The following is an 18,667-nucleotide window of genomic DNA, read 5'->3' as shown; positions in this document are numbered from 1 at the left end:
TTTCCTCCCTTCCAAAAAAATAACCTCCCCCGCGAAGGTAGAGGTTGTTTTACAATTCAATTGGCAAATTGCCTTATTTTAAACCTTCAATGAACTCTTCGATTTGTTCTTGTGTTTTACGATCTTTGTTTACATAGCGACCTGTTTCTTCACCCTTATTGTACGCTACAAAGCTCGGAATGCCAAATACGTCTAATTTTACGCATAGATCAATAAACTCATCACGATCTACATAGTAAAATGAGAAATCACTATATTTCTCTTCTACTTCTGGCATAAACGGGTCTACAAAACGGCAGTCTGGGCACCATTCTGCTGAGAACATAAAGACTACATTCTCTTCATTTTTCAATTGTTGGAATTGCTCCATGCTTTCTAATGATTTCATCTATATTTCCTCCTCTAACGAGTGCATTTTTTCATGTTATAATCTTTCTTTTATACTACCATACATCGCGCATGGTGCAAGGTTTATGCTTGCTTTTCGTCATACTTATATTGCCCAACAAGTAACTTAACAACGTGTACAAATAATTCCGTGCGGTCGACATAATCATCTGTAAAAATACCGATAGCACCTTCGTGACTACGAATATCTTTTCTCTGTACAAATTCTTCCATCACTTCACTTAACTCCTTGCCATCTTCAAGAGGTGCTAAAAAATCATCTGGTAACTTAATACGTGCACCGCCTGCAACGAATGTTTTACCGGTACTTGTTGCTAGCGCGCCCCAGTTACACATAAATAAACCATGCTCCGTTTTCATTACGCCACCTTCTAATCCAATACCAATTTGAGCTTCTCCTTCTTGTAGCGCTCGCTTCGCTCTATTAACCGCTCCTTGCATCGTCTCTTCATCTGTAAACGGCTGGTTTGCTACCCCCGAAGGAACAGAAAGAGATGTAATTGTAACATATTTCCAAACCTTCTCCACAGCACCAACTTTCGTTTTATTCTTCGATCCAACTACTACTTTCATTTCGTTCACCTCTATAAAAATTTATCATTTTGTTCCATCCAATATCCGCTTCGGCACAAATTAAGTACCAACCACTATCACACACCACAGTGGAATCCCTTCTACCTAAAAAAGAAGGTCGCTTCCCACAACATTACCGGCCTCGAACTCAAAAACAGCCTTCCTCTCTCTTCCTATCCGCGGTCTTACTACATCATTCGAGCACCAAATAAGCACTGACCGCCACCACACATCGATGGGCCATCTCTTCAATCCAAAAAAAGAAAGGCTCTTCAGCCCTTCTTCCTTACGCGTTATTCTTAATTGTCTCTAGCGTCGTTTTATCCGTTGCTCTTACAAGCTTCGTAATTAGTTCTTTCGCTGCCGCATAATCATCAACATGTAAAATAGAAGCATGTGTATGAATGTAGCGTGCGCAAACACCAATTACTGCTGATGGGATACCTGAGTTACTTGTATGTACACGGCCCGCATCTGTACCACCTTGTGAAATAAAGTATTGGTACGGAATGTTGTGTGTTTCAGCTGTATCTAAAATGAATTCGCGCATTCCTCTATGTGTTACCATCGTACGGTCGTAAATACGAAGAAGAGCACCTTTTCCTAATTGACCGAACTGCGTTTTATCACCAGATGCATCGTTTGCTGGACTTGCATCAAGCGCATAGAAAATGTCTGGTTGAATCATATTCGCAGCAGTTTGTGCACCGCGAAGACCAACTTCTTCTTGTACAGTCGCACCAGAGTATAATGTGTTTGGTAATGTTTCGTCTTTTAATTCTTTTAATAATTCGATTGCAAGGCCACATCCGTAACGGTTATCCCAAGCTTTCGCCATAATTTTCTTTTCATTTGCCATCGGCGTAAACGGACAGATTGGCACGATTTGTTGTCCTGGTTTTACACCAATCTCAATCGCATCTTCGTAGCTATCTGCACCTATATCAATTAACATATTTTTTATATCCATCGGTTTTGCACGTTGCGCGTCACTTAATAAATGAGGAGGAATAGAACCAACAACCCCAATAACAGGACCATTCTTCGTCATAACTTGTACACGTTGCGCTAATAACACTTGACTCCACCAGCCGCCTAACGTTTGAAAACGAAGCATCCCGTTTTTCGTAATTTGCGTAACCATGAAACCTACTTCATCCATATGACCTGCTACAAGAACACGTGGGCCAGTTTCGTCCCCTTTTTTCAGACCAAATACGCTACCTAAACCGTCTTGCACAATTTCATCCGCATATTTGCTTAATTCTTGCTTCATAAAACGGCGTACATCATGTTCGAAACCTGATGCACCTTGTAATTCTGTTAACGTACGAAATAATTGTAATGTCTCTTTATTCACGAAGTCCCCTTCTTTCAAACCTTAGTAGAATACCTCTTTTATTGTAACGAAATTTTCGAAATGTTTCTAGTTTCTTCTTTTTTAGCTGTATTTGCTTTATAATTATTATTGGTACACTATTTTTATTTTATAGAATTGAGGTGAATATATGAGCTGGAAAGGTTTAGTAGCAGGTCTTGGCGTTGGGTTCGCAGCTGGTTATCTTGTTGCAAACAAAGTACAAGAACAATCCCATATTTCTTCAGAAAAAGCATTGAAAATGGTGAAACAAGCATTAAGTCATAAAGGTGAAATTACTGGCTCTTGGGTACATATGGTTCCAGAGACATTTGAAAAATATGATGTCGCATACGAAGTTTATCGTGGCGGTCTTACAACGATGTTAGATGATATACAAGAACGATTTGAATTTTTAGTTGATGCTAAAACAGGTACTGTTTTAGAGGTGATAGCAGCATAAAAAGGAGGGTTCCCATTAGGTGAACCTCTTATTTTTTAATTGTGGATAGTAATTGAAATTATATGGGCGATTTTTTAAATATATCGACTTGCCGACAAAAAACGAAAAGGAGACTGCCCCAACAGACTGCTGGAACAACCTTCCCTTTTTTATGCTTCTACACTCGTTTTCCGCTCTATTTTTTCTACAATATGCCCTTCCTCATTCCACTTTACTGCACGGTAATACGCGTCATGATAAAACGTAAACCAAGCATCGTTTTCAGCGCCGTACTTCATCCACTTTTGCTTATTTTCAATTGATGTCATTGGATAATCATCGTATGCCATTACCCATAGTACATTTTGATGTGCGTGCGTCGGCAATAGGTCTGCTAAATGAAGCATCGTTTCACCTTTGCTTTCTAAAGCAATAACTGCATGTCCATCACTATGACCACCTGTATGCGCCATTTTTATTTCATCCGTAATTTCTATTTCTTGCTGGAATATAACAACTTGATCTACAATCGGCTCCCAATTTTCCTTCCAATATGTATTACGCGACCTGATATTTGGGTTCCTCATTTCATTCCATTCCATTTCGCTTACGTAAACTTTCGCATTCGGAAACGATGGTACAAGGTGATCACCTTCCCATTTCGTTAAACCAGATGCATGATCAAAATGCAGGTGTGTCATTAAGACGTACTGAATATCTTCAGGTTTTAAATCTAATTTTTCTAATGATTTATAAACCGATGACTCTTCTGTTACACCTTGATTTCGCTTCATCTTCTCATTCAATTTACCGTTTCCTATTCCGGAATCAATGAGCATATTACCGTCTTTCGTTTGCAAAAGTAACGGATCTGTTCGTAAATAAATATGATTTGTATCATTATGTTTATATTTACGTGACCAAAGTACTTTCGGTACAACACCAAACATTGCTCCTCCATCTAAATGTGTGTTCCCGCCTTTTAGCCACGTCACTTTTATATCTCCAATTTGTAACTGTTCCATTTTTCATCCCCCTTTCCTTTTAATATTAACATAAAATTCCGATTATTTTAGTTACAAAAAACCTATGCATTACTGCATAGGCTCTGTGCGATATTTCGCTTCAACTCGGTAAATACGATGACCTTTACTTGAGAATTTCTCTTCGTATTCTGTCATAATGTTTCCTTCATAATCACTATTATGAAGATCTAGGCTCAGGTAAGTTAATAACATACCATACTCAGCCATACTCATTAGAGAGTATTCAAATAAACCTTGGTTATCTGTTTTGAAATGAATTTCTCCGCCTTCTACTAACACTTCTTCATAATTGCGCAAAAATGTTTTATACGTTAAACGACGTTTCGTATGACGATTCTTCGGCCATGGATCTGAGAAGTTTAAATAAACGCGGTCAATCTCACCTTTTGCAAAGAAAACTGTTAAATCTTCAGCATCTTTATTAATTAACTTTAAGTTCGGCACTTCTTCTTCAATTAATTTATCAAGTGCATCTACAACAACACTTGTGAATTTTTCAATTCCAATATAATTAATATGTGGATTTGCTTTTGCCATATCATACATAAAGCGACCACGACCTGTACCTACTTCAATATGAATTGGTTGTTCATTTCCAAATACTTCTTTCCAGTTACCAGCGCGCTCCTCTGGGTTTCCGATTACGATATGTGAATACTCATTAATTCGATCCATTGCATATGGTTTATGTCTTAAACGCATAGATGTCTCCCTCTCTTTACATAGCTATTTTAAAGGAATAATTCCTTCTCTCTGTTTTAATCAATCTCCCAAACAAAAAACCAAGTACGTACGAGCACTCGGTCCGTTTCTTTCAAGTATAAGATGTACCATTTTGATAAAAACTACGTACAGCATTAAACATTCCATGACGAAACAGCTTTTTCTCGTACATTTGAAGAGAAAAACAATCGAAAGGATGATCCGTTCATGCCAATTAATCAACAACATCAATTAGAAGTGCTGAAAGATATTTTAGTCAATCACCAAAGTGATTGTTGCGGGACAGTTTCTGAATGCGAGCAATTAGAGCGTCTCATTCAATCGTTACTCGCAAACGATAGTATAAGTAGTGACGCTAAAGCAATGCTAAACGATGTATATTCTTATAGTCAATCGGGTAAATCTTCCTCTAATTTGGACAACCACATTTCCAATAATCAAGAACAACTTACTCAGTGGATTGCTGGAATGGACAATTTTTCTTAAGTATTACTCTGAAGCAAGTAGTTGCTGTAAATATTGATGCCAATATTCAGCTTCTGCTTGCTGTTTTTTTGTTGTGTGCCATTGCATAGACAAAATCGTTTGTGCTATTACATACCATCTCATACGCCTAAGCAGCGATTCATCCATTTCAATATCATAATATTCGAGCCACTCGCTCCATTCGTGGCGTGGAATGTACCAATATAATAACATACCAAGGTCTAGAGCTGGGTCAGCAATTACAGCTCCATCCCAATCAATTAAAAACAACTCATCTTCATCCGACAATAGCCAGTTGTTATGGTTCACATCACAATGGCATACAACGAATTCATTGTATTCAATATCTTTTAATGAATCCATTAAATATTGAAGGCCTTGCTGAATTGTTTCATCATCCCTTATATCTCCTCTTAAAACAAGTTGCAGTTGTTGTAATAACTCTTGTGCGTGAAGCGGTTGCTTCCCAAGTCTTTGAATCATCTGTACAAGCGCTTTAGATGAGTGTATTTTCTTCAAAAGTTTCGCAACACGTTCTAGTTTCATATCCTCTGGCTCTAGCTTCTGTCCCGGAAGCCATTTTTGAGCAGAAATTACATCACCGTTCGTTACCCTTCTTGTCCAAAGTAATTTTGGAACAATTCCTTCTGCTGACAATACCGCTAAAAAGGGCGATGTATTCCGCTTTAAAAATAACTTCTGTTGTCCGTTTTGCGCAATATACGCATCGCCCGTTACTCCACCAGCCGGTACAAGACTCCACTCTTTTCCTAATAATTGTTCCAACCATTCCATATTCATTACCCGTTAACAAATCCTTATCTTTTATAGTTATGAAAAGAAAAACCGCAACATTTCTACACATGTTGTGGATTCATATATTTTACTGTAAATGAAAAGAAAACTTGGCATAAGCCAAAAACTCTCTATTTTATTTTACAAAACCAGTCATAGAATGACAACTTATCAAAATCGTCACCTTTGTCAATTCTACATTTATTACATTCTCATCGTCAAGTAGCGATTTGTCACATTATCGTCAATATATACGTGCTAATTGGAGCCAGCTGAAGTTCCTTTCCTCTAAATGAAGAAATTGGCTCTATTTTCGCTTGCTTTTCGTTTACTAACACATGCCACGTTTCTTCTTTCGGAAGTAGCACCGTTTTAACTTCTAAACCGCTATTAAATAAAACTACAATCTCTTTCCACGGTCCAAACGATTCTGCATGCCCTAGGTGATATGCAAGTACTTCTGGAGAGGTTTGCAAAAAAGTCATGTGCTTTTTTATAAGGTCTGCGTTTTGTAATCGGAATGCTCCGTGCTCTTTACGAATCGCAATTAAACCTTTTATATAGTTAACGGTCTCTATCTCGTTCTCTTTTTGATCCCAATCTAATTGATTAATTTCATCATTTGCATTATAACTATTTTCATTTCCTTGCTTCGTACGATAAAACTCTTGCCCAGCATGTAAGAAAGGAATACCTTGCGAAAGAATCACCATTGCGCTCGCTAGAAGGTGACGTTTTTTCAAAATCTCTTCTGGCTCTTCATTACTGCGCATTAGTTTATCCCACATCGTCATATTGTCATGACATTCTACATAGTTAATGCTTTGCACAGGCTCTAGAAACAGACCTGTTTCTTTCATACTCAAAAGACTTCCCGATGCTATATACTGCAAATGATTACAGTCTACATGCCCACCAAGTGCAAACCCACGTTTATTTATATGAAAGGTACTCCCTTTTATCCCATCACGAAATTGATCATTAAATTGCGCGATATGCGGCATTTTCTTTGCATTATTTAACGTTGCTTTTTCCTCTAGAGGAAGTGGGGTTTGTAGATCCCATCCTTCTCCTAATAACAATGCATCTCGCTTTATGTTTCGCACTTCTTTTTCTATTATATTCAATGTATCAACATCTAAAATTCCCATTAAATCGAATCGGAATCCATCAACATTGTATTCAGTAAGCCAATATAAAATAGACTCTACAATGAATTTCCTCATCATTTTCCGTTCAGATGCTATATCATTCCCGACTCCCGTCCCATTAGAAGGCATGCCATCTTCACCATGACGAAAATAATATCCTGGGACAAGCTTTTCAAATGATGATAGCTCTCTTTCATACACATGATTATATACAACATCCACAATCACTCTAATGCCGTGCTCATGAAATGTTTCAATTAGTTGCTTACACTCTACTATCCTGTTATACGGATCAGAGAGGTCTGTAGCATAATATCCCGTTGGCGCATTGTAATATAATGGATTGTAACCCCAATTATATGCAGAGGAAGGATTCGCCTCATCTACACCACCGAAACAATATAAAGGTAATAGTTCAACATGTGTAACACCCAAATCTTTTATATGAGACAAGCCTGTTAACGTCCCATTTCGCCCTATTGTCCCTTCTTCCATTAGCCCTTTATATGTTCCTTTTTTACTCACTCCACTGCCCTGATGAATAGTAGCATCACGAATATGCAGTTCATACAATATGGCATCTGTCATTGCCTGTAATGGTGGTAATTGCTCTCGTTTTGTTACATTTGTCTTTTCCAAATCGATAACAACGCCGTACGTCCCATTTACAGTCACTGACTTTGCGTAAGGATCCACCGCTTCATTCCATATTAAATTAATACAAACAAGAAATGTATACTTTGCTCCGGCTAAATCGCCTTGTAATGTATGAGTCCAAACCCCATTTTCTCCTCTATGCATTTCATGATCGGTATATTCTTTATCACTTTTATAAATCCTTACTTTCGCAAGCCTCGCAGTTGGAGCCCATACTTTAAATGTCGTTGCTTCTTTTTGATACACGGCTCCTAAATCTGTACCTTCGTAGTAATACTTTTCATCGAAAATCGCTGTTCTTATGACAGCACCTATTTGTAAATCTGTTTCTTCATTCCGTTCATCTCGTACTGTATAATACTTCCCCACATCTAGCGGCTCTTCTATAAAGCACTCATACTTCGTTGCATCCGGAAGCGCAATTGTATGAGAAATCGGTAAATCTTTCACGTTACTTCCTTCTTGCAAACGAAATGTCCGGCTTGTTCCATACGCGTGTGGGAGCAAAATTGTAATTTTATTCATTTCATCTAAATAGGCATCAAATGGACGTTTTACTTTCAACATAAAAAAATCACCATCATTCTTAAAATTAAATGAAACGAGCTGCAAATGATAAGGCTTTTCTTATCAGCAAGGCTCTATACAGTAACACATTATTCTCTATAGTATATTCACCTGTATAAAAAACGTTTTCATACATTCTATTTTTGTAATTTTATTTCAGCAATCGCTTTATACTTCGGTGTCTCCTTCACATGAGATTCGTATAAAGTAATCGTATCCGCTTGAAATGATATTTCAGGTACTTCCTTTATATGTTCTAAATCAAACTTCTCTTCTCCTACCCATTTACGAGCAACAGTAATATGCGGATGATACGGGCGCGTTTCTAAAGACAATCCATTCCCTTCACAAATAACGTGTACTTGCTTTTGTAATTGAAGCAAATCGTAATTCTCGCTTACCTTCGACCAAAAAATACGCGGCCTATCTTCCATACCGAACGTAGAAAATCCTTGTAATGTGAATGATAGTTCTTTCATTTCTGTAATTGTTTGTAATCCATTCTTTATTCCTTCTAATTGTTCCTCTGTTGCACTACCTAAAAATGAAAGGGTAATATGGTAGTCTTCTTTATGTACCCATGAACGAAATGGTAATTCCTCCTGCATTTCTTCTTTATAGTTAGACAGCACTTCTTTTATATGATTCGGTAACGTAATCGCGACAAAATAATGCGGCTCCATGTACATCTTCTCCTTCTTTCTATTGTTGCTTTTCTTTCTTATCTCATTCAATTAAATAGAATCAAACTTCCCTACAAGTCTAACCAAGTTAGGGTTGCGTTAATAAAGTGAAACTTTAATCAGTGGGGTTTTGTCCATCCCTTACTGATTATCAGCCCTCACCAATCGGGCTTTTACGGGCAGTTGATCCCCACCTAACTTCTTCGCTTTCGCTAAATTTTAAAGTGGGGGTCTTACTGCCCGTTAATGCGGGATAAATGAAATTATATCGAAATCTCGACAAGGGATATCGACTTAACAACTAAATACGATAAGAAAAGATACGATAAGAAAAGCAACCTATACTTAACAGAAAACCGTCCCAAAATATGTATTGGGACGGCCTCTTCTTATTTATATATCCATTACTTCGCTAATTCATGAATTGCTTGCGCGTAAATTGCTGTTGCTTTTAATAAGTCTTCAATTTCAATGTACTCGTCTTTTTGATGCGCAAGTTCTTCTTTTCCAGGGAACAACGGACCAAACGCAACGCCAGCTTTCAATGAACGAGCGTAAGTACCGCCGCCGATTGCTAATAGTTCTGCCTTTTCTCCTGTTTGTTCTTCATATACGCGCTGCAACGTACGAATTAACACGTGGTCTTTATCAACATGATGCGGGCGAGAGTTTGAATAATCCGCCACTTTAAATCCATGATTACCAACGTATTCTTTTAACTTTGCAATCATTTCGTCAAAGTTAGTCGTAACCGGGTAACGTACATTTAATCCTAAATTACCACCATTCTCTTTCGTATAAGAAAGGCGACCAACATTCACAGTTAACGGTCCGCTAATATCGTCTTTATAAGAAATACCAGCTTTCTCTCCTAAAATATCTCCTGTAAATGTTTCTGTTACAAACGATGCAAACGAAGCCCCTTTTCCATCAAGAGCAACTGTAGTTAAGAAGTTTGCCAGTAATAAACCTGCATTCTCACCCTTCTCTGGAGTAGATCCGTGAGCTGAAATCCCTTTAATTTGCAACGTCACCGTATTACCTTCTATAATTGCTTCACCTATTTTTTTAGCAGTTTGTAAATACTCTTCATATGCTACTGTAAGTGCATTTACATCTTCTCCTGTAATAATCGCTTCTGCAAAATCAGGAACCATATTTAAACGGCGACCTGATTCAAATGAAACAAGTTCATATGTACCTTTCTTCTCTTCACTACCACTTTGCACAACTTGTATATCAGCAATTCCTTTTTCTGCATTAATAATTGGAAAATCTGCGTCTGGCGCAAAACCGATTGTTGGCATTTCTTCGTTTTTAAAGTAGTGATCTACACATTTCCAATTGCTTTCCTCATCTGTTCCTAAAATCATGCGAACGCGTTTTGAAAGAGGCAAACCTAATTCTTTCACAATTTTCATCGCATAATAAGCTGCCATCGTTGGGCCTTTATCGTCAATTGCACCACGTGCAAAAATCTTTCCATCGCGAATATCTGCACTATATGCCGGAGTCGTCCAGCCATCTCCTTCTGGCACAACATCAACGTGACAAAGAATACCTACTAACTCTTCTCCTTGTCCCATTTCAAGGTGACCTGCATACCCTTCTAAATTTTTAGAAGCAAAACCTTCAGTTTCTCCTTTATGTAACATGAAAGATAAAGCTTTTTCTACACCTTCACCGAATGGTGCGCCCTCTTTCGCTGATTCTTCTTCCCATACACTTTTAATTTGTAAAAATTGTTGTGTATCACGAATTAAATCATCTTTTCGTTTTGCAACTTCTTCTGTCCAATTAATCGCTGACATCACGCATCCATCCTTCACTATATTGTTTCTTTCATCATAACAAACCGAAATCTCTTATGCCATATACGAAACTAAAATACCTAACAATTGTAACGTTTCAGATATTTCTTATTAGTTTTTCTTTTATTTTTCTAAAAAAATTTGCAGGAATTTGGCGTTTTACGTAGAATTTTATGTGTTAGTTGACTGACCATATATAAAATGTCAACTACCAATATTTTTCTATATGAATATTTGTTAAATTTCTGTAAAATTTAAGTAGATTAAAGCATGAATTTTATCATGTAGAGTACAATGGTAGTAACGACCTTCTTTCCTGAATGGGGTCAAAAAAACTAGTAGAGGAGTGGTTTTCTCTTGAAACCTACAACTACTCGTATGCTAACACGCATTAAATCAATTTATATGTACATCAATGAAAACGGAACGGTAACGACGAAAGACCTTGTAGATGAGTTCGGGATCACACCACGAACGATACAACGTGATCTAAATGTGTTGCAGTTTAATGAACTCGTGTATAGCCCTTGCCGCGGTAAGTGGACAACAACAGGAAAGAAAGTGAGAATGACCTCATAACGAAAAAATAATTGTATGTAAATAAATACATACCCCTTTCTAACTCATTAGAAAGGGGTCTTTTCTGCGCCAAAAACAGCACTATTTCTCAGTATCTACTTGATATGTTTTTAACATTTCTACTTCTTCATCTGATAGCTCTCGGTATTGTCCAAGTTCTAGCTCTTCATCTAATACTAATGGTCCCATCTCTGTTCTCTTTAGGTAGACTACTTTTTTCCCTACCGCTTCAAACATACGCTTCACTTGATGGAACTTTCCTTCTGTAATTACAAGCTCGATTTCAGAAATCTCATCGCTTTTTAATATTGTAAGTGCACCTGGCTTTGTTTCATAGCCATCATCTAAAATAACACCTTTAGCAAACTCTTTTACATCCTCTTCTGTTACTACTCCTGCAACGTGTGCATAATATTTTTTCGGCACATGCTTTTTCGGAGATAACAATTGATGTGATAACTTCCCGTCATTTGTTATCAATAAGAAACCTTCCGTATCAATATCAAGTCGTCCAACTGGGAACGGATCAAAGATTGCATCTTCTAACTCTAATAAATCTATTACCGTTTCATGATTATCATCTTCTGTCGCTGAAATAACGCCTTGTGGTTTATGCAACATTAAATAAACAAACTCTTTATATTCCACAACTTCTCCGTGAATCATAACTTCTTGCTCTTCTACATTTACATGAACCTTCGCATCTTTCACTGGCGTTCCATCAATTTTTACAACGCCGTCTTTCAATAATTTCTTTACTTCTTTTCTACTTCCATATCCCATATTTGCTAATAATTTATCTAATCTCACGTTTTTCACCTTCTTTGTTTATCATAGAAAAGGGGACGTAATTACGCCCCTTTTGATTTCAACTTTATTTTGAATCTATTGCCAAGTTTACGTTGGATTTTCTCTAACGCTTCTCCGCCAAATACTCGTTCAAGTACTCCTGTGCGAATTGCTAACAATCCATACACAAGACCACCAATACCTGCACAAACCACAACTGTAATAAGAGCACCCATTCGGCCATCAGGTGAGATCATGAAGGACAGAGTCCATTGTGATAACTTTACAGCAATGACCATTACAAGTGTTAATACTGCAATTTGGAAAGTTCTCTTATATACAACACCAAATGAATAGTGTACATGTTTTTTGATTTGTCGATTCGTATACCATACGGAAGCTAAGAATCCGACTGCAGTTGCTAAAATCGCTCCAACTGTACCGAAATAACGAATAAAGATTACGTTACATACGAATTTCAAAATAACACCCATAATAAGCGCGACAATCGCATGTTTTTGTTGATTGATTCCTTGCAGAATTGCTGCTGTTACTGTAAATAAAGCGAATAACAACGCAACCGGTGCATACCACATTAATACTTGTCCACCTAGTGGATCTGAGTCATAGAACGCAGTATAGATTGGATATGCAAGTGTTGAAATACCGACAACTGCTGGCAATGTTAAGAACATATTTGCCTGGAATGTTTGTGTAATTTGTAACTTTAAATAACGGTATTGTTTTTCAGTAAATGATTTTGTAATCGCTGGTACAAGCGTTAAACTAAACGCTGTCGCAAGCGATACAGGAATCATAATTAATTTATGCGTCCACATTGTGAAAATACCGAGAGCTCGCTCTGCAATATCCCCTTGACCAATCGCTTGCATAATTGAGTTAAATGTCAATGTATCAATTTGTTGATATAAAGGAATTGTTAACCCAATTACAACGTAAGGAATCGCATATGCAAATAATTCTTTAAATAATTGAACCGTACTCACTGTCGATTCTGGTACAGTTTGTTCAATTAAATATTGATCCAAATGTTTTTTACGTTTTAACCAGTACCAAATGAGTACACCGAGCGCTCCAACTGCTGAAACGAACGCAGCAAATGTCGCTACCCCAACTGCTGTTGCAACTGTACCGCCAAGTACTTTAATAACGATAAAACTACCCGCTAATAAAAAGACGATACGAATAATTTGTTCAATAATTTGGGAAACAGTAGTCGGTCCCATCGATTGGTGACCTTGGAAATAACCACGAATTAAACTCGCTGCTGGTACAACAATAAGTGCAAAACTTACAAGACGAATAATCGTCGTAACTTCTTCTACATTACTGTGTATACTTTGTTTACCAAGCATTGCTTCTGCAAACAGTGGTGCTGTCATGTATAGAACTAGGAACGAAAGAACTCCTGTTACTATCATCATAACCATTCCCGAGCGGAACATTCTCCGGCTCGTTTTATAATCGCCAAGCGCATTATATTTGGAAACAAATTTGGAAACAGCAAGCGGCACCCCTGCCGTTGCAATACTTAAAAAGATCGTATATGGAATGTATCCATATGTATAGAGCGTTCCGCCTTCTGTACCTACTAATGCATGAAACGGAAAGACGTAAATCATGCCTAAGAACTTTACTAAAAATGTCCCTAACGTAACAATAAGCGTTCCGCGCAGAAATTTCGAATCGGACATACAAAAATCCTCCTACATCTACATAAAGTGAAACTTTAATCAGTGTGGGTGTTCTTCCCTACTGATTATTAGTTGAACTATTCGAGCATTTATGGGCTACCAAATTCCCTTTTTATTTCTCTTACATCTTAAGGTTTTTGTCTTATTGCCCACAAATAGCAGGATAGTGCTGAACTCTAACTTTTGTATTGTACCACAATTCTCTCCTTAAGCAGTACTTCACTCTATTTTTCTTTTAAGGGAAAACATGCTATTCTTTTAGGCAGGAAATGTAGAAAATGAGGTCGATATATTATGCATTATGATGTTATTGTCATCGGCGGCGGGCCTTCTGGGCTAATGGCTGCAATCGGTGCTGCAGAAGAAGGCGCAAGTGTCTTACTTCTTGATAAAGGAAATAAACTAGGGCGTAAACTTGCGATTTCTGGTGGTGGTCGTTGTAACGTAACGAACCGTCTACCACTTGATGAGATCGTTAAACATATACCAGGAAATGGTCGCTTCTTATACAGCGCTTTTTCTATTTTCAATAATGAAGATATTATTACATTCTTCGAAAAGCTTGGCGTGCAACTAAAAGAAGAAGATCATGGTCGCATGTTCCCTGTATCAAATAAAGCACAATCAGTAGTAGACGCACTTTTAACACGATTAAAAGACTTAGGTGTAAAAATCCGTACGAATACACCCGTTGAAACAATTGAATATGAGAACGGTCAAACGAAAGCAGTCGTACTGCAAACTGGCGAAGTGTTAGAAACGAATCATGTCGTTATCGCTGTTGGCGGAAAATCCGTTCCTCAAACTGGCTCTACTGGAGACGGATACGCGTGGGCTGAAAAAGCTGGGCATACAATTACAGAGCTATTCCCAACAGAAGTACCAATCCTTTCAAACGAACCATTTATTCGTGATCGCTCCTTACAAGGTCTTGCTTTACGCGATGTTAACTTAAGCGTATTAAACCCGAAAGGAAAAGCTATCATTTCTCACAAAATGGACATGCTCTTTACTCATTTCGGCCTATCTGGTCCTGCCGCTCTCCGTTGTAGCCAATTCGTCGTGAAAGCACTGAAAAAGTTTAAAACGAACACGATTCAAATGAGCATCGATGCATTGCCAGAAGAAAATAGTGAACAACTATTCCAGCGCATGCTGAAACAAATGAAAGAAGATCCGAAAAAAGGAATTAAAAACGTTTTAAAAGGTTATGTACCTGAACGTTACTTCCTATTCTTATTAGAAAAAAATGAAATTGATGGCAGCGAACAAGCTGGACAAGTTTCTCACGAGAAGATTCGTGCGCTTGTGAAAGACTTTAAAGAATTTACTGTGAATGTAAATGGTACGCAGTCAATTGAAAAAGCATTCGTTACCGGCGGTGGTGTATCCGTTAAAGAAATTAACCCGAAAGAAATGTCTTCTAAATTCACGAACGGCGTATATTTCTGCGGAGAAGTTCTTGATATTCACGGTTATACTGGCGGCTATAACATTACATCTGCTCTTGTTACTGGTAGAATTGCCGGAACAACAGCTGGAGAAAATGCAAAAATGCAATATTAAAAAAAGAAACAGGGCTTTCTGTTTCTTTTTTTATAGGTATATGAAATTATATCGGCGTTTCTACAACATATATCGGCGATTTCTTAAATATATCGACTTACCGACAAGGAACGACAAATATACGCTCCTCCTGACTTCCCATTGCTTTTTTGTTGCTTTATATACCTTAGTACCTTTATATTTTATATTGTTGAATAATTGAAAAAGGGTAAGGGGAAAACAAATGAGAAAAAAAGTCATGATGTCTTTAATGCTAATGACGTTTCTTTCTGCGGTAGAAGGAACGATTGTTAGTACAGCGATCCCTCGTATAACGAGTGATTTGTCAGGCGTCGAACTTGTTAGTTGGGTATATGCAATTTATATGCTTGCAACAGCTGTTTCGACTCCAATATACGGAAAATTGGCTGATTTATTCGGCCGTAAAAAAGTTTTGCTCATTGGAGCAGCAATCTTCTTAATCGGTTCTGCACTTTGCGGAGTCGTTACATCAATGGAACAATTAATCTTCTTCCGTGCTCTTCAAGGTATAGGCGCTGGTGCTGTTATGCCGATCACAATGACGATTATTGGGGACCTATATAGCGAAGCGAAAGACCGCGCGAAAGCACAGGGCTGGATGAGTGCCGTTTGGGGTGTATCTGGTGTTATCGGGCCGTTAGTAGGTGGATTTTTAGTTGATTCTCTATCTTGGCGTTATATTTTCTTCTTAAACGTTCCATTCGGAATTATCGCTTGCTTAATGATTGGCATTTACTACAAAGAATCTATTAAGCCTGCTAAGCATCATATCGACTATCTTGGTGCAACAGTCTTCTCATTAAGTACGATCGCTCTACTATACGCACTATTAACAGGTAGCAGTAAGCAAAACTGGGGAGACATTACAATTATCGGTCTATTAATCTTTGCCGTCGTTTCATTCATTATTTTCTTATTCATCGAGAAAAAATCTCCGGAACCATTAATTCCGCTAGCACTTTTCTCTAATCGTACATTATCTACGATAAACATACTAACTCTTATTGCTGGTGCAATGATTATTAGTATTACAATGTACCTTCCAATTTGGAGCCAAGGTGTATTAGGAAAAAATGCAACTGAAGCTGGACTTATTTTAATGCCAATTCCTGTTATGTGGACATTTGGCGCTATTTTCTCTGGTAACTTAGTTGGCAAATTAAAAACGAAACAAATCATTTTACTTGGAGCTAGCATTTTATCAGTTGCTACCTTCTTATTATTTACATTATCAACACATTCACCATCGTTCCTTATTTATGTAGCAGTCGGATTATTCGGATTAGGAATGGGGCTTGTAACACCGATTTACATGGTAACAATTCAAGCAGCCGTACCAGCACATACACGCGGAACAGCCGTAGGTTTAAACACATTTATTAATACATTTAGCCAAACATTAGGTGCTGCAATCTTTGGAACAATCTTCAATACGATGATTCATGCACGCGGCATTAAAAACCTTGACCTTGTATCTAGCGGACACGGCGGAACTACAGCAAATGTAGCAACCGAATCGCAAGAGGCATTAGCATCAAGTGTACACGTCATTTATATGAGTACTTTCGTATTAGCAGTATTTACATTAATTATCGCTTGGATTTTATTAAAGCCAGCTACACAAACAAGTGAGCAATAGTAAAGAGGATGACCATTTCGGTCATCCTCTTTTTACTCCTCATTCTCCACAATATGTTTCAGCATGGACAATTTATTATCCCAAAAACGTTCATAATACGAGAGCCACTGTTGTAATTCCTCTAATGGTTCTGGATGCAAACGATATATTTTCTCTCTTCCGCTTTTTCTTCCGCTTACTAAATTCGCTTCCGAAAGAATATGAAGATGCTTTACAACCGCAGTACGACTCATCGGAAAATGATCCGTTATTTTTGAAATCGGTAACTCTTTGTCACTTAATAACCGTATTACTTCTCGGCGGGTTGGATCAGCAATTGCTTGAAATACATCATATTTCGCTGCTGATGAGGACACTTAGCCTTCGACAACCTTTTTCAGTTTTTCATTTACAATTGCTACCCATCCACCGCTCATTCTATCGCGAATAATAGAGCTCTTCGCATTCGCTTTCGGAAGAATTTCATCAGGATGTTTCCAGCCGCCGTGAATTAACGTAAATTCTGTTTTATTATCTCCTAGGTCTTTCAGATTAAATGAAACAATCCAGCCATCTGTATCCCATGAAAAAGATAGATGGTTTGGTTCATCAATTTCTAACACTTTACATGGTGATGGACCAAATGGTGATTGTACATGAAATTCATGTCCTACCTCTAATACAAAATCATTTGGCATAAACCATGACGAAATCCCTTCTGCAGTTGATACTACATTCCATACTTTTTGAATAGACGCGTTAAAAACGATCGTTTGTTTAATATCAGTTAATGTATTTTGTTGTTCCATTTTCATTCTCCTTTATTCGGCAATTAAATATAACACCTTTTGGTTACACTTTGATAATATAACGCCTTTTAGTTTCATGTCAACGCTAGTTATTTTTTATTGTTGAGAAATTCTCAACATTTTTTCAACAGGACAAACACCCTCTGAGCATTCCCTCATAATATACTCACAAAGGCAACAAAAAATAAAAAACTTCTCTCAACATGAAACTCCATCATTCATCTTGAAAGAAGTGCCTTACGTATATCATGCGTATTTCGTCTCTCCTCCTTCCCTCAGGGACACTACGCGAGATATGAAAAATCAGAAGGAATATGCCCACCATTTGAGTAGGTAGTTATTTCTCTTCTCCTCAACATTTCCTTAGGAGCGAAATGACTACCAACTCACTTTTTTCAAACAAAAATAAAAAGGGGATGAAAGCTATGTTCTATTGCATTAATTGCTCTGACATTCACCATGAAAAACATCCGAATGATAAAGTATTCAAAAACGGTTTTTATATCGATCCATTTTTAGGTGATCGTTATCACCTTGGTATGTGTACAGATGCCCAAAACCATGAAACAGAGGAGCCTCTTTTAGCGAAAAAGAAATTAGGCACAACTCAATCTATTATGAACGTATTACCGACACATGTTGTCCCAACATAAAGCATAAAAAAGAGCTGGCTCACCCAGCTCTTTTTTATGCTTTATAAACGATCATTGCTGAAAAACAATAAATTTGGTTTTCATCATCATTAATGGAAACACCGACTTGGTACTTAATATCTACAAAATTATTATCATCAATCTTTTTCAAAAAAACATTTACAGCGTCTTCTAAGTCTTTTTCGTGACTTTCATCAAACACTTTCACACGAATCATG

General features: G+C 37.5%; 20 protein-coding genes. 6 read left to right on the top strand and 14 right to left on the bottom strand.

Annotated elements, in window-relative coordinates; all coding sequences use genetic code 11:
• Nucleotides 1-73: 73 nt before the first annotated feature.
• From QEP67_RS03890 to QEP67_RS03880, 3 genes are all read right to left on the bottom strand, one after another.
• Nucleotides 74-388, bottom strand: a complete 315-nt coding sequence (locus QEP67_RS03890) for a thioredoxin family protein (protein ID WP_000838193.1) — start codon at nucleotides 386-388, stop codon at nucleotides 74-76.
• A gap of 83 nt (nucleotides 389-471) precedes the next feature.
• Nucleotides 472-981 carry a DUF84 family protein gene (locus tag QEP67_RS03885; protein ID WP_000869962.1) on the bottom strand — a complete coding sequence of 170 codons (510 nt, stop codon included), beginning with the start codon at nucleotides 979-981 and terminating at the stop codon, nucleotides 472-474.
• A gap of 286 nt (nucleotides 982-1,267) precedes the next feature.
• Entirely contained in the window at nucleotides 1,268-2,341 is a 1,074-nt protein-coding gene (locus QEP67_RS03880; RefSeq protein WP_001031515.1) for a M42 family metallopeptidase, read from the bottom strand.
• A 148-nt stretch (nucleotides 2,342-2,489) separates the two neighbouring features.
• Here QEP67_RS03880 and QEP67_RS03875 point away from each other — a divergent pair, with 148 nt between their 5' ends.
• The gene (locus tag QEP67_RS03875) at nucleotides 2,490-2,801 is read left to right on the top strand and encodes a PepSY domain-containing protein (RefSeq protein WP_000118541.1); all 312 of its coding nucleotides are present in this window, start codon (nucleotides 2,490-2,492) and stop codon (nucleotides 2,799-2,801) included.
• 149 nt (nucleotides 2,802-2,950) lie between these two features.
• Here QEP67_RS03875 and QEP67_RS03870 read toward each other — a convergent pair whose 3' ends face one another.
• Both QEP67_RS03870 and trmB read right to left on the bottom strand, forming a co-directional pair.
• Nucleotides 2,951-3,805: an MBL fold metallo-hydrolase gene (locus QEP67_RS03870; RefSeq protein WP_000436874.1), complete on the bottom strand. Its 855-nt coding sequence runs from the start codon at nucleotides 3,803-3,805 to the stop codon at nucleotides 2,951-2,953.
• Nucleotides 3,806-3,874: 69 nt separating this feature from the next.
• Complete coding sequence (gene trmB, locus QEP67_RS03865) at nucleotides 3,875-4,528, bottom strand: tRNA (guanosine(46)-N7)-methyltransferase TrmB (protein ID WP_001239384.1); 654 nt, start codon at nucleotides 4,526-4,528, stop codon at nucleotides 3,875-3,877.
• Nucleotides 4,529-4,756: 228 nt separating this feature from the next.
• Between trmB and QEP67_RS03860 the strand changes: the two genes are divergently transcribed.
• On the top strand, nucleotides 4,757-5,035 hold the full coding sequence (locus tag QEP67_RS03860) for a YtzH-like family protein (protein WP_001122236.1): 279 nt from the start codon (nucleotides 4,757-4,759) through the stop codon (nucleotides 5,033-5,035).
• Nucleotides 5,036-5,038: 3 nt separating this feature from the next.
• Here the strand turns inward: QEP67_RS03860 and QEP67_RS03855 are convergent, their stop codons facing one another.
• From QEP67_RS03855 to pepV, 4 genes are all read right to left on the bottom strand, one after another.
• The gene (locus QEP67_RS03855) at nucleotides 5,039-5,836 is read right to left on the bottom strand and encodes a phosphotransferase family protein (protein ID WP_002096266.1); all 798 of its coding nucleotides are present in this window, start codon (nucleotides 5,834-5,836) and stop codon (nucleotides 5,039-5,041) included.
• A gap of 227 nt (nucleotides 5,837-6,063) precedes the next feature.
• Complete coding sequence (gene pulA, locus QEP67_RS03850) at nucleotides 6,064-8,205, bottom strand: type I pullulanase (protein ID WP_061673046.1); 2,142 nt, start codon at nucleotides 8,203-8,205, stop codon at nucleotides 6,064-6,066.
• A gap of 137 nt (nucleotides 8,206-8,342) precedes the next feature.
• Complete coding sequence (gene thpR / locus QEP67_RS03845; RefSeq protein WP_000433229.1) at nucleotides 8,343-8,888, bottom strand: RNA 2',3'-cyclic phosphodiesterase; 546 nt, start codon at nucleotides 8,886-8,888, stop codon at nucleotides 8,343-8,345.
• Nucleotides 8,889-9,292: 404 nt separating this feature from the next.
• A complete protein-coding gene (pepV, locus tag QEP67_RS03840; protein ID WP_001274254.1) occupies nucleotides 9,293-10,699 on the bottom strand; it encodes a dipeptidase PepV in 1,407 nt (468 codons plus the stop codon).
• Between the two features lie 357 nt (nucleotides 10,700-11,056).
• Here pepV and QEP67_RS03835 point away from each other — a divergent pair, with 357 nt between their 5' ends.
• Nucleotides 11,057-11,278: a DeoR family transcriptional regulator gene (locus QEP67_RS03835; RefSeq protein ID WP_000805512.1), complete on the top strand. Its 222-nt coding sequence runs from the start codon at nucleotides 11,057-11,059 to the stop codon at nucleotides 11,276-11,278.
• 81 nt (nucleotides 11,279-11,359) lie between these two features.
• Here the strand turns inward: QEP67_RS03835 and QEP67_RS03830 are convergent, their stop codons facing one another.
• Both QEP67_RS03830 and QEP67_RS03825 read right to left on the bottom strand, forming a co-directional pair.
• Entirely contained in the window at nucleotides 11,360-12,088 is a 729-nt protein-coding gene (locus QEP67_RS03830) for a pseudouridine synthase (protein WP_001234944.1), read from the bottom strand.
• 41 nt (nucleotides 12,089-12,129) lie between these two features.
• Nucleotides 12,130-13,782 (bottom strand): polysaccharide biosynthesis protein, encoded by a 1,653-nt coding sequence (locus QEP67_RS03825; protein WP_001284033.1) that lies wholly within the window; start codon nucleotides 13,780-13,782, stop codon nucleotides 12,130-12,132.
• Between the two features lie 294 nt (nucleotides 13,783-14,076).
• Between QEP67_RS03825 and QEP67_RS03820 the strand changes: the two genes are divergently transcribed.
• The gene (locus QEP67_RS03820) at nucleotides 14,077-15,348 is read left to right on the top strand and encodes an NAD(P)/FAD-dependent oxidoreductase (RefSeq protein WP_000558876.1); all 1,272 of its coding nucleotides are present in this window, start codon (nucleotides 14,077-14,079) and stop codon (nucleotides 15,346-15,348) included.
• A gap of 223 nt (nucleotides 15,349-15,571) precedes the next feature.
• Nucleotides 15,572-17,008 (top strand): MDR family MFS transporter, encoded by a 1,437-nt coding sequence (locus tag QEP67_RS03815; protein WP_001227997.1) that lies wholly within the window; start codon nucleotides 15,572-15,574, stop codon nucleotides 17,006-17,008.
• Nucleotides 17,009-17,040: 32 nt separating this feature from the next.
• On the opposite strand, the gene QEP67_RS03810 is transcribed toward QEP67_RS03815, so the two are convergent.
• Together QEP67_RS03810 and QEP67_RS03805 are read right to left on the bottom strand one after the other, a co-directional pair.
• A complete protein-coding gene (locus QEP67_RS03810; protein WP_000098837.1) occupies nucleotides 17,041-17,364 on the bottom strand; it encodes a metalloregulator ArsR/SmtB family transcription factor in 324 nt (107 codons plus the stop codon).
• Nucleotides 17,365-17,796 (bottom strand): SRPBCC domain-containing protein, encoded by a 432-nt coding sequence (locus QEP67_RS03805; protein ID WP_000437780.1) that lies wholly within the window; start codon nucleotides 17,794-17,796, stop codon nucleotides 17,365-17,367. It lies immediately after the preceding gene.
• A gap of 425 nt (nucleotides 17,797-18,221) precedes the next feature.
• Here QEP67_RS03805 and QEP67_RS03800 point away from each other — a divergent pair, with 425 nt between their 5' ends.
• Nucleotides 18,222-18,449, top strand: a complete 228-nt coding sequence (locus tag QEP67_RS03800) for a DUF3973 domain-containing protein (protein ID WP_000498993.1) — start codon at nucleotides 18,222-18,224, stop codon at nucleotides 18,447-18,449.
• Between the two features lie 34 nt (nucleotides 18,450-18,483).
• Here QEP67_RS03800 and QEP67_RS03795 read toward each other — a convergent pair whose 3' ends face one another.
• Complete coding sequence (locus tag QEP67_RS03795) at nucleotides 18,484-18,666, bottom strand: sporulation protein Cse60 (RefSeq protein WP_000621747.1); 183 nt, start codon at nucleotides 18,664-18,666, stop codon at nucleotides 18,484-18,486.
• Nucleotide 18,667: the final 1 nt, after the last annotated feature.

This window comes from Bacillus cereus group sp. MS39, assembly GCF_040448665.1.
Taxonomy (GTDB): domain Bacteria; phylum Bacillota; class Bacilli; order Bacillales; family Bacillaceae_G; genus Bacillus_A; species Bacillus_A wiedmannii.
The sequence above is the reverse complement of the archived record's forward strand: the minus strand, read 5'-3'. Positions and strand labels throughout refer to the sequence as shown.

Excerpts from the sequence above, each read along its gene's own strand:
- QEP67_RS03890 (WP_000838193.1), bottom strand. The coding sequence starts at position 388 with ATGAAATCATTAGAAAGCATGGAGCAATTCCAACAATTGAAAAATGAA.
- QEP67_RS03885 (WP_000869962.1), bottom strand. The coding sequence starts at position 981 with ATGAAAGTAGTAGTTGGATCGAAGAATAAAACGAAAGTTGGTGCTGTG.
- QEP67_RS03875 (WP_000118541.1), top strand. The coding sequence starts at position 2,490 with ATGAGCTGGAAAGGTTTAGTAGCAGGTCTTGGCGTTGGGTTCGCAGCT.
- QEP67_RS03870 (WP_000436874.1), bottom strand. The coding sequence starts at position 3,805 with ATGGAACAGTTACAAATTGGAGATATAAAAGTGACGTGGCTAAAAGGC.
- trmB (WP_001239384.1), bottom strand. The coding sequence starts at position 4,528 with ATGCGTTTAAGACATAAACCATATGCAATGGATCGAATTAATGAGTAT.
- QEP67_RS03860 (WP_001122236.1), top strand. The coding sequence starts at position 4,757 with ATGCCAATTAATCAACAACATCAATTAGAAGTGCTGAAAGATATTTTA.
- QEP67_RS03855 (WP_002096266.1), bottom strand. The coding sequence starts at position 5,836 with ATGAATATGGAATGGTTGGAACAATTATTAGGAAAAGAGTGGAGTCTT.
- pulA (WP_061673046.1), bottom strand. The coding sequence starts at position 8,205 with ATGTTGAAAGTAAAACGTCCATTTGATGCCTATTTAGATGAAATGAAT.
- thpR (WP_000433229.1), bottom strand. The coding sequence starts at position 8,888 with ATGGAGCCGCATTATTTTGTCGCGATTACGTTACCGAATCATATAAAA.
- pepV (WP_001274254.1), bottom strand. The coding sequence starts at position 10,699 with ATGTCAGCGATTAATTGGACAGAAGAAGTTGCAAAACGAAAAGATGAT.
- QEP67_RS03825 (WP_001284033.1), bottom strand. The coding sequence starts at position 13,782 with ATGTCCGATTCGAAATTTCTGCGCGGAACGCTTATTGTTACGTTAGGG.
- QEP67_RS03820 (WP_000558876.1), top strand. The coding sequence starts at position 14,077 with ATGCATTATGATGTTATTGTCATCGGCGGCGGGCCTTCTGGGCTAATG.
- QEP67_RS03815 (WP_001227997.1), top strand. The coding sequence starts at position 15,572 with ATGAGAAAAAAAGTCATGATGTCTTTAATGCTAATGACGTTTCTTTCT.
- QEP67_RS03805 (WP_000437780.1), bottom strand. The coding sequence starts at position 17,796 with ATGGAACAACAAAATACATTAACTGATATTAAACAAACGATCGTTTTT.
- QEP67_RS03800 (WP_000498993.1), top strand. The coding sequence starts at position 18,222 with ATGTTCTATTGCATTAATTGCTCTGACATTCACCATGAAAAACATCCG.
- QEP67_RS03795 (WP_000621747.1), bottom strand. The coding sequence starts at position 18,666 with ATGATTCGTGTGAAAGTGTTTGATGAAAGTCACGAAAAAGACTTAGAA.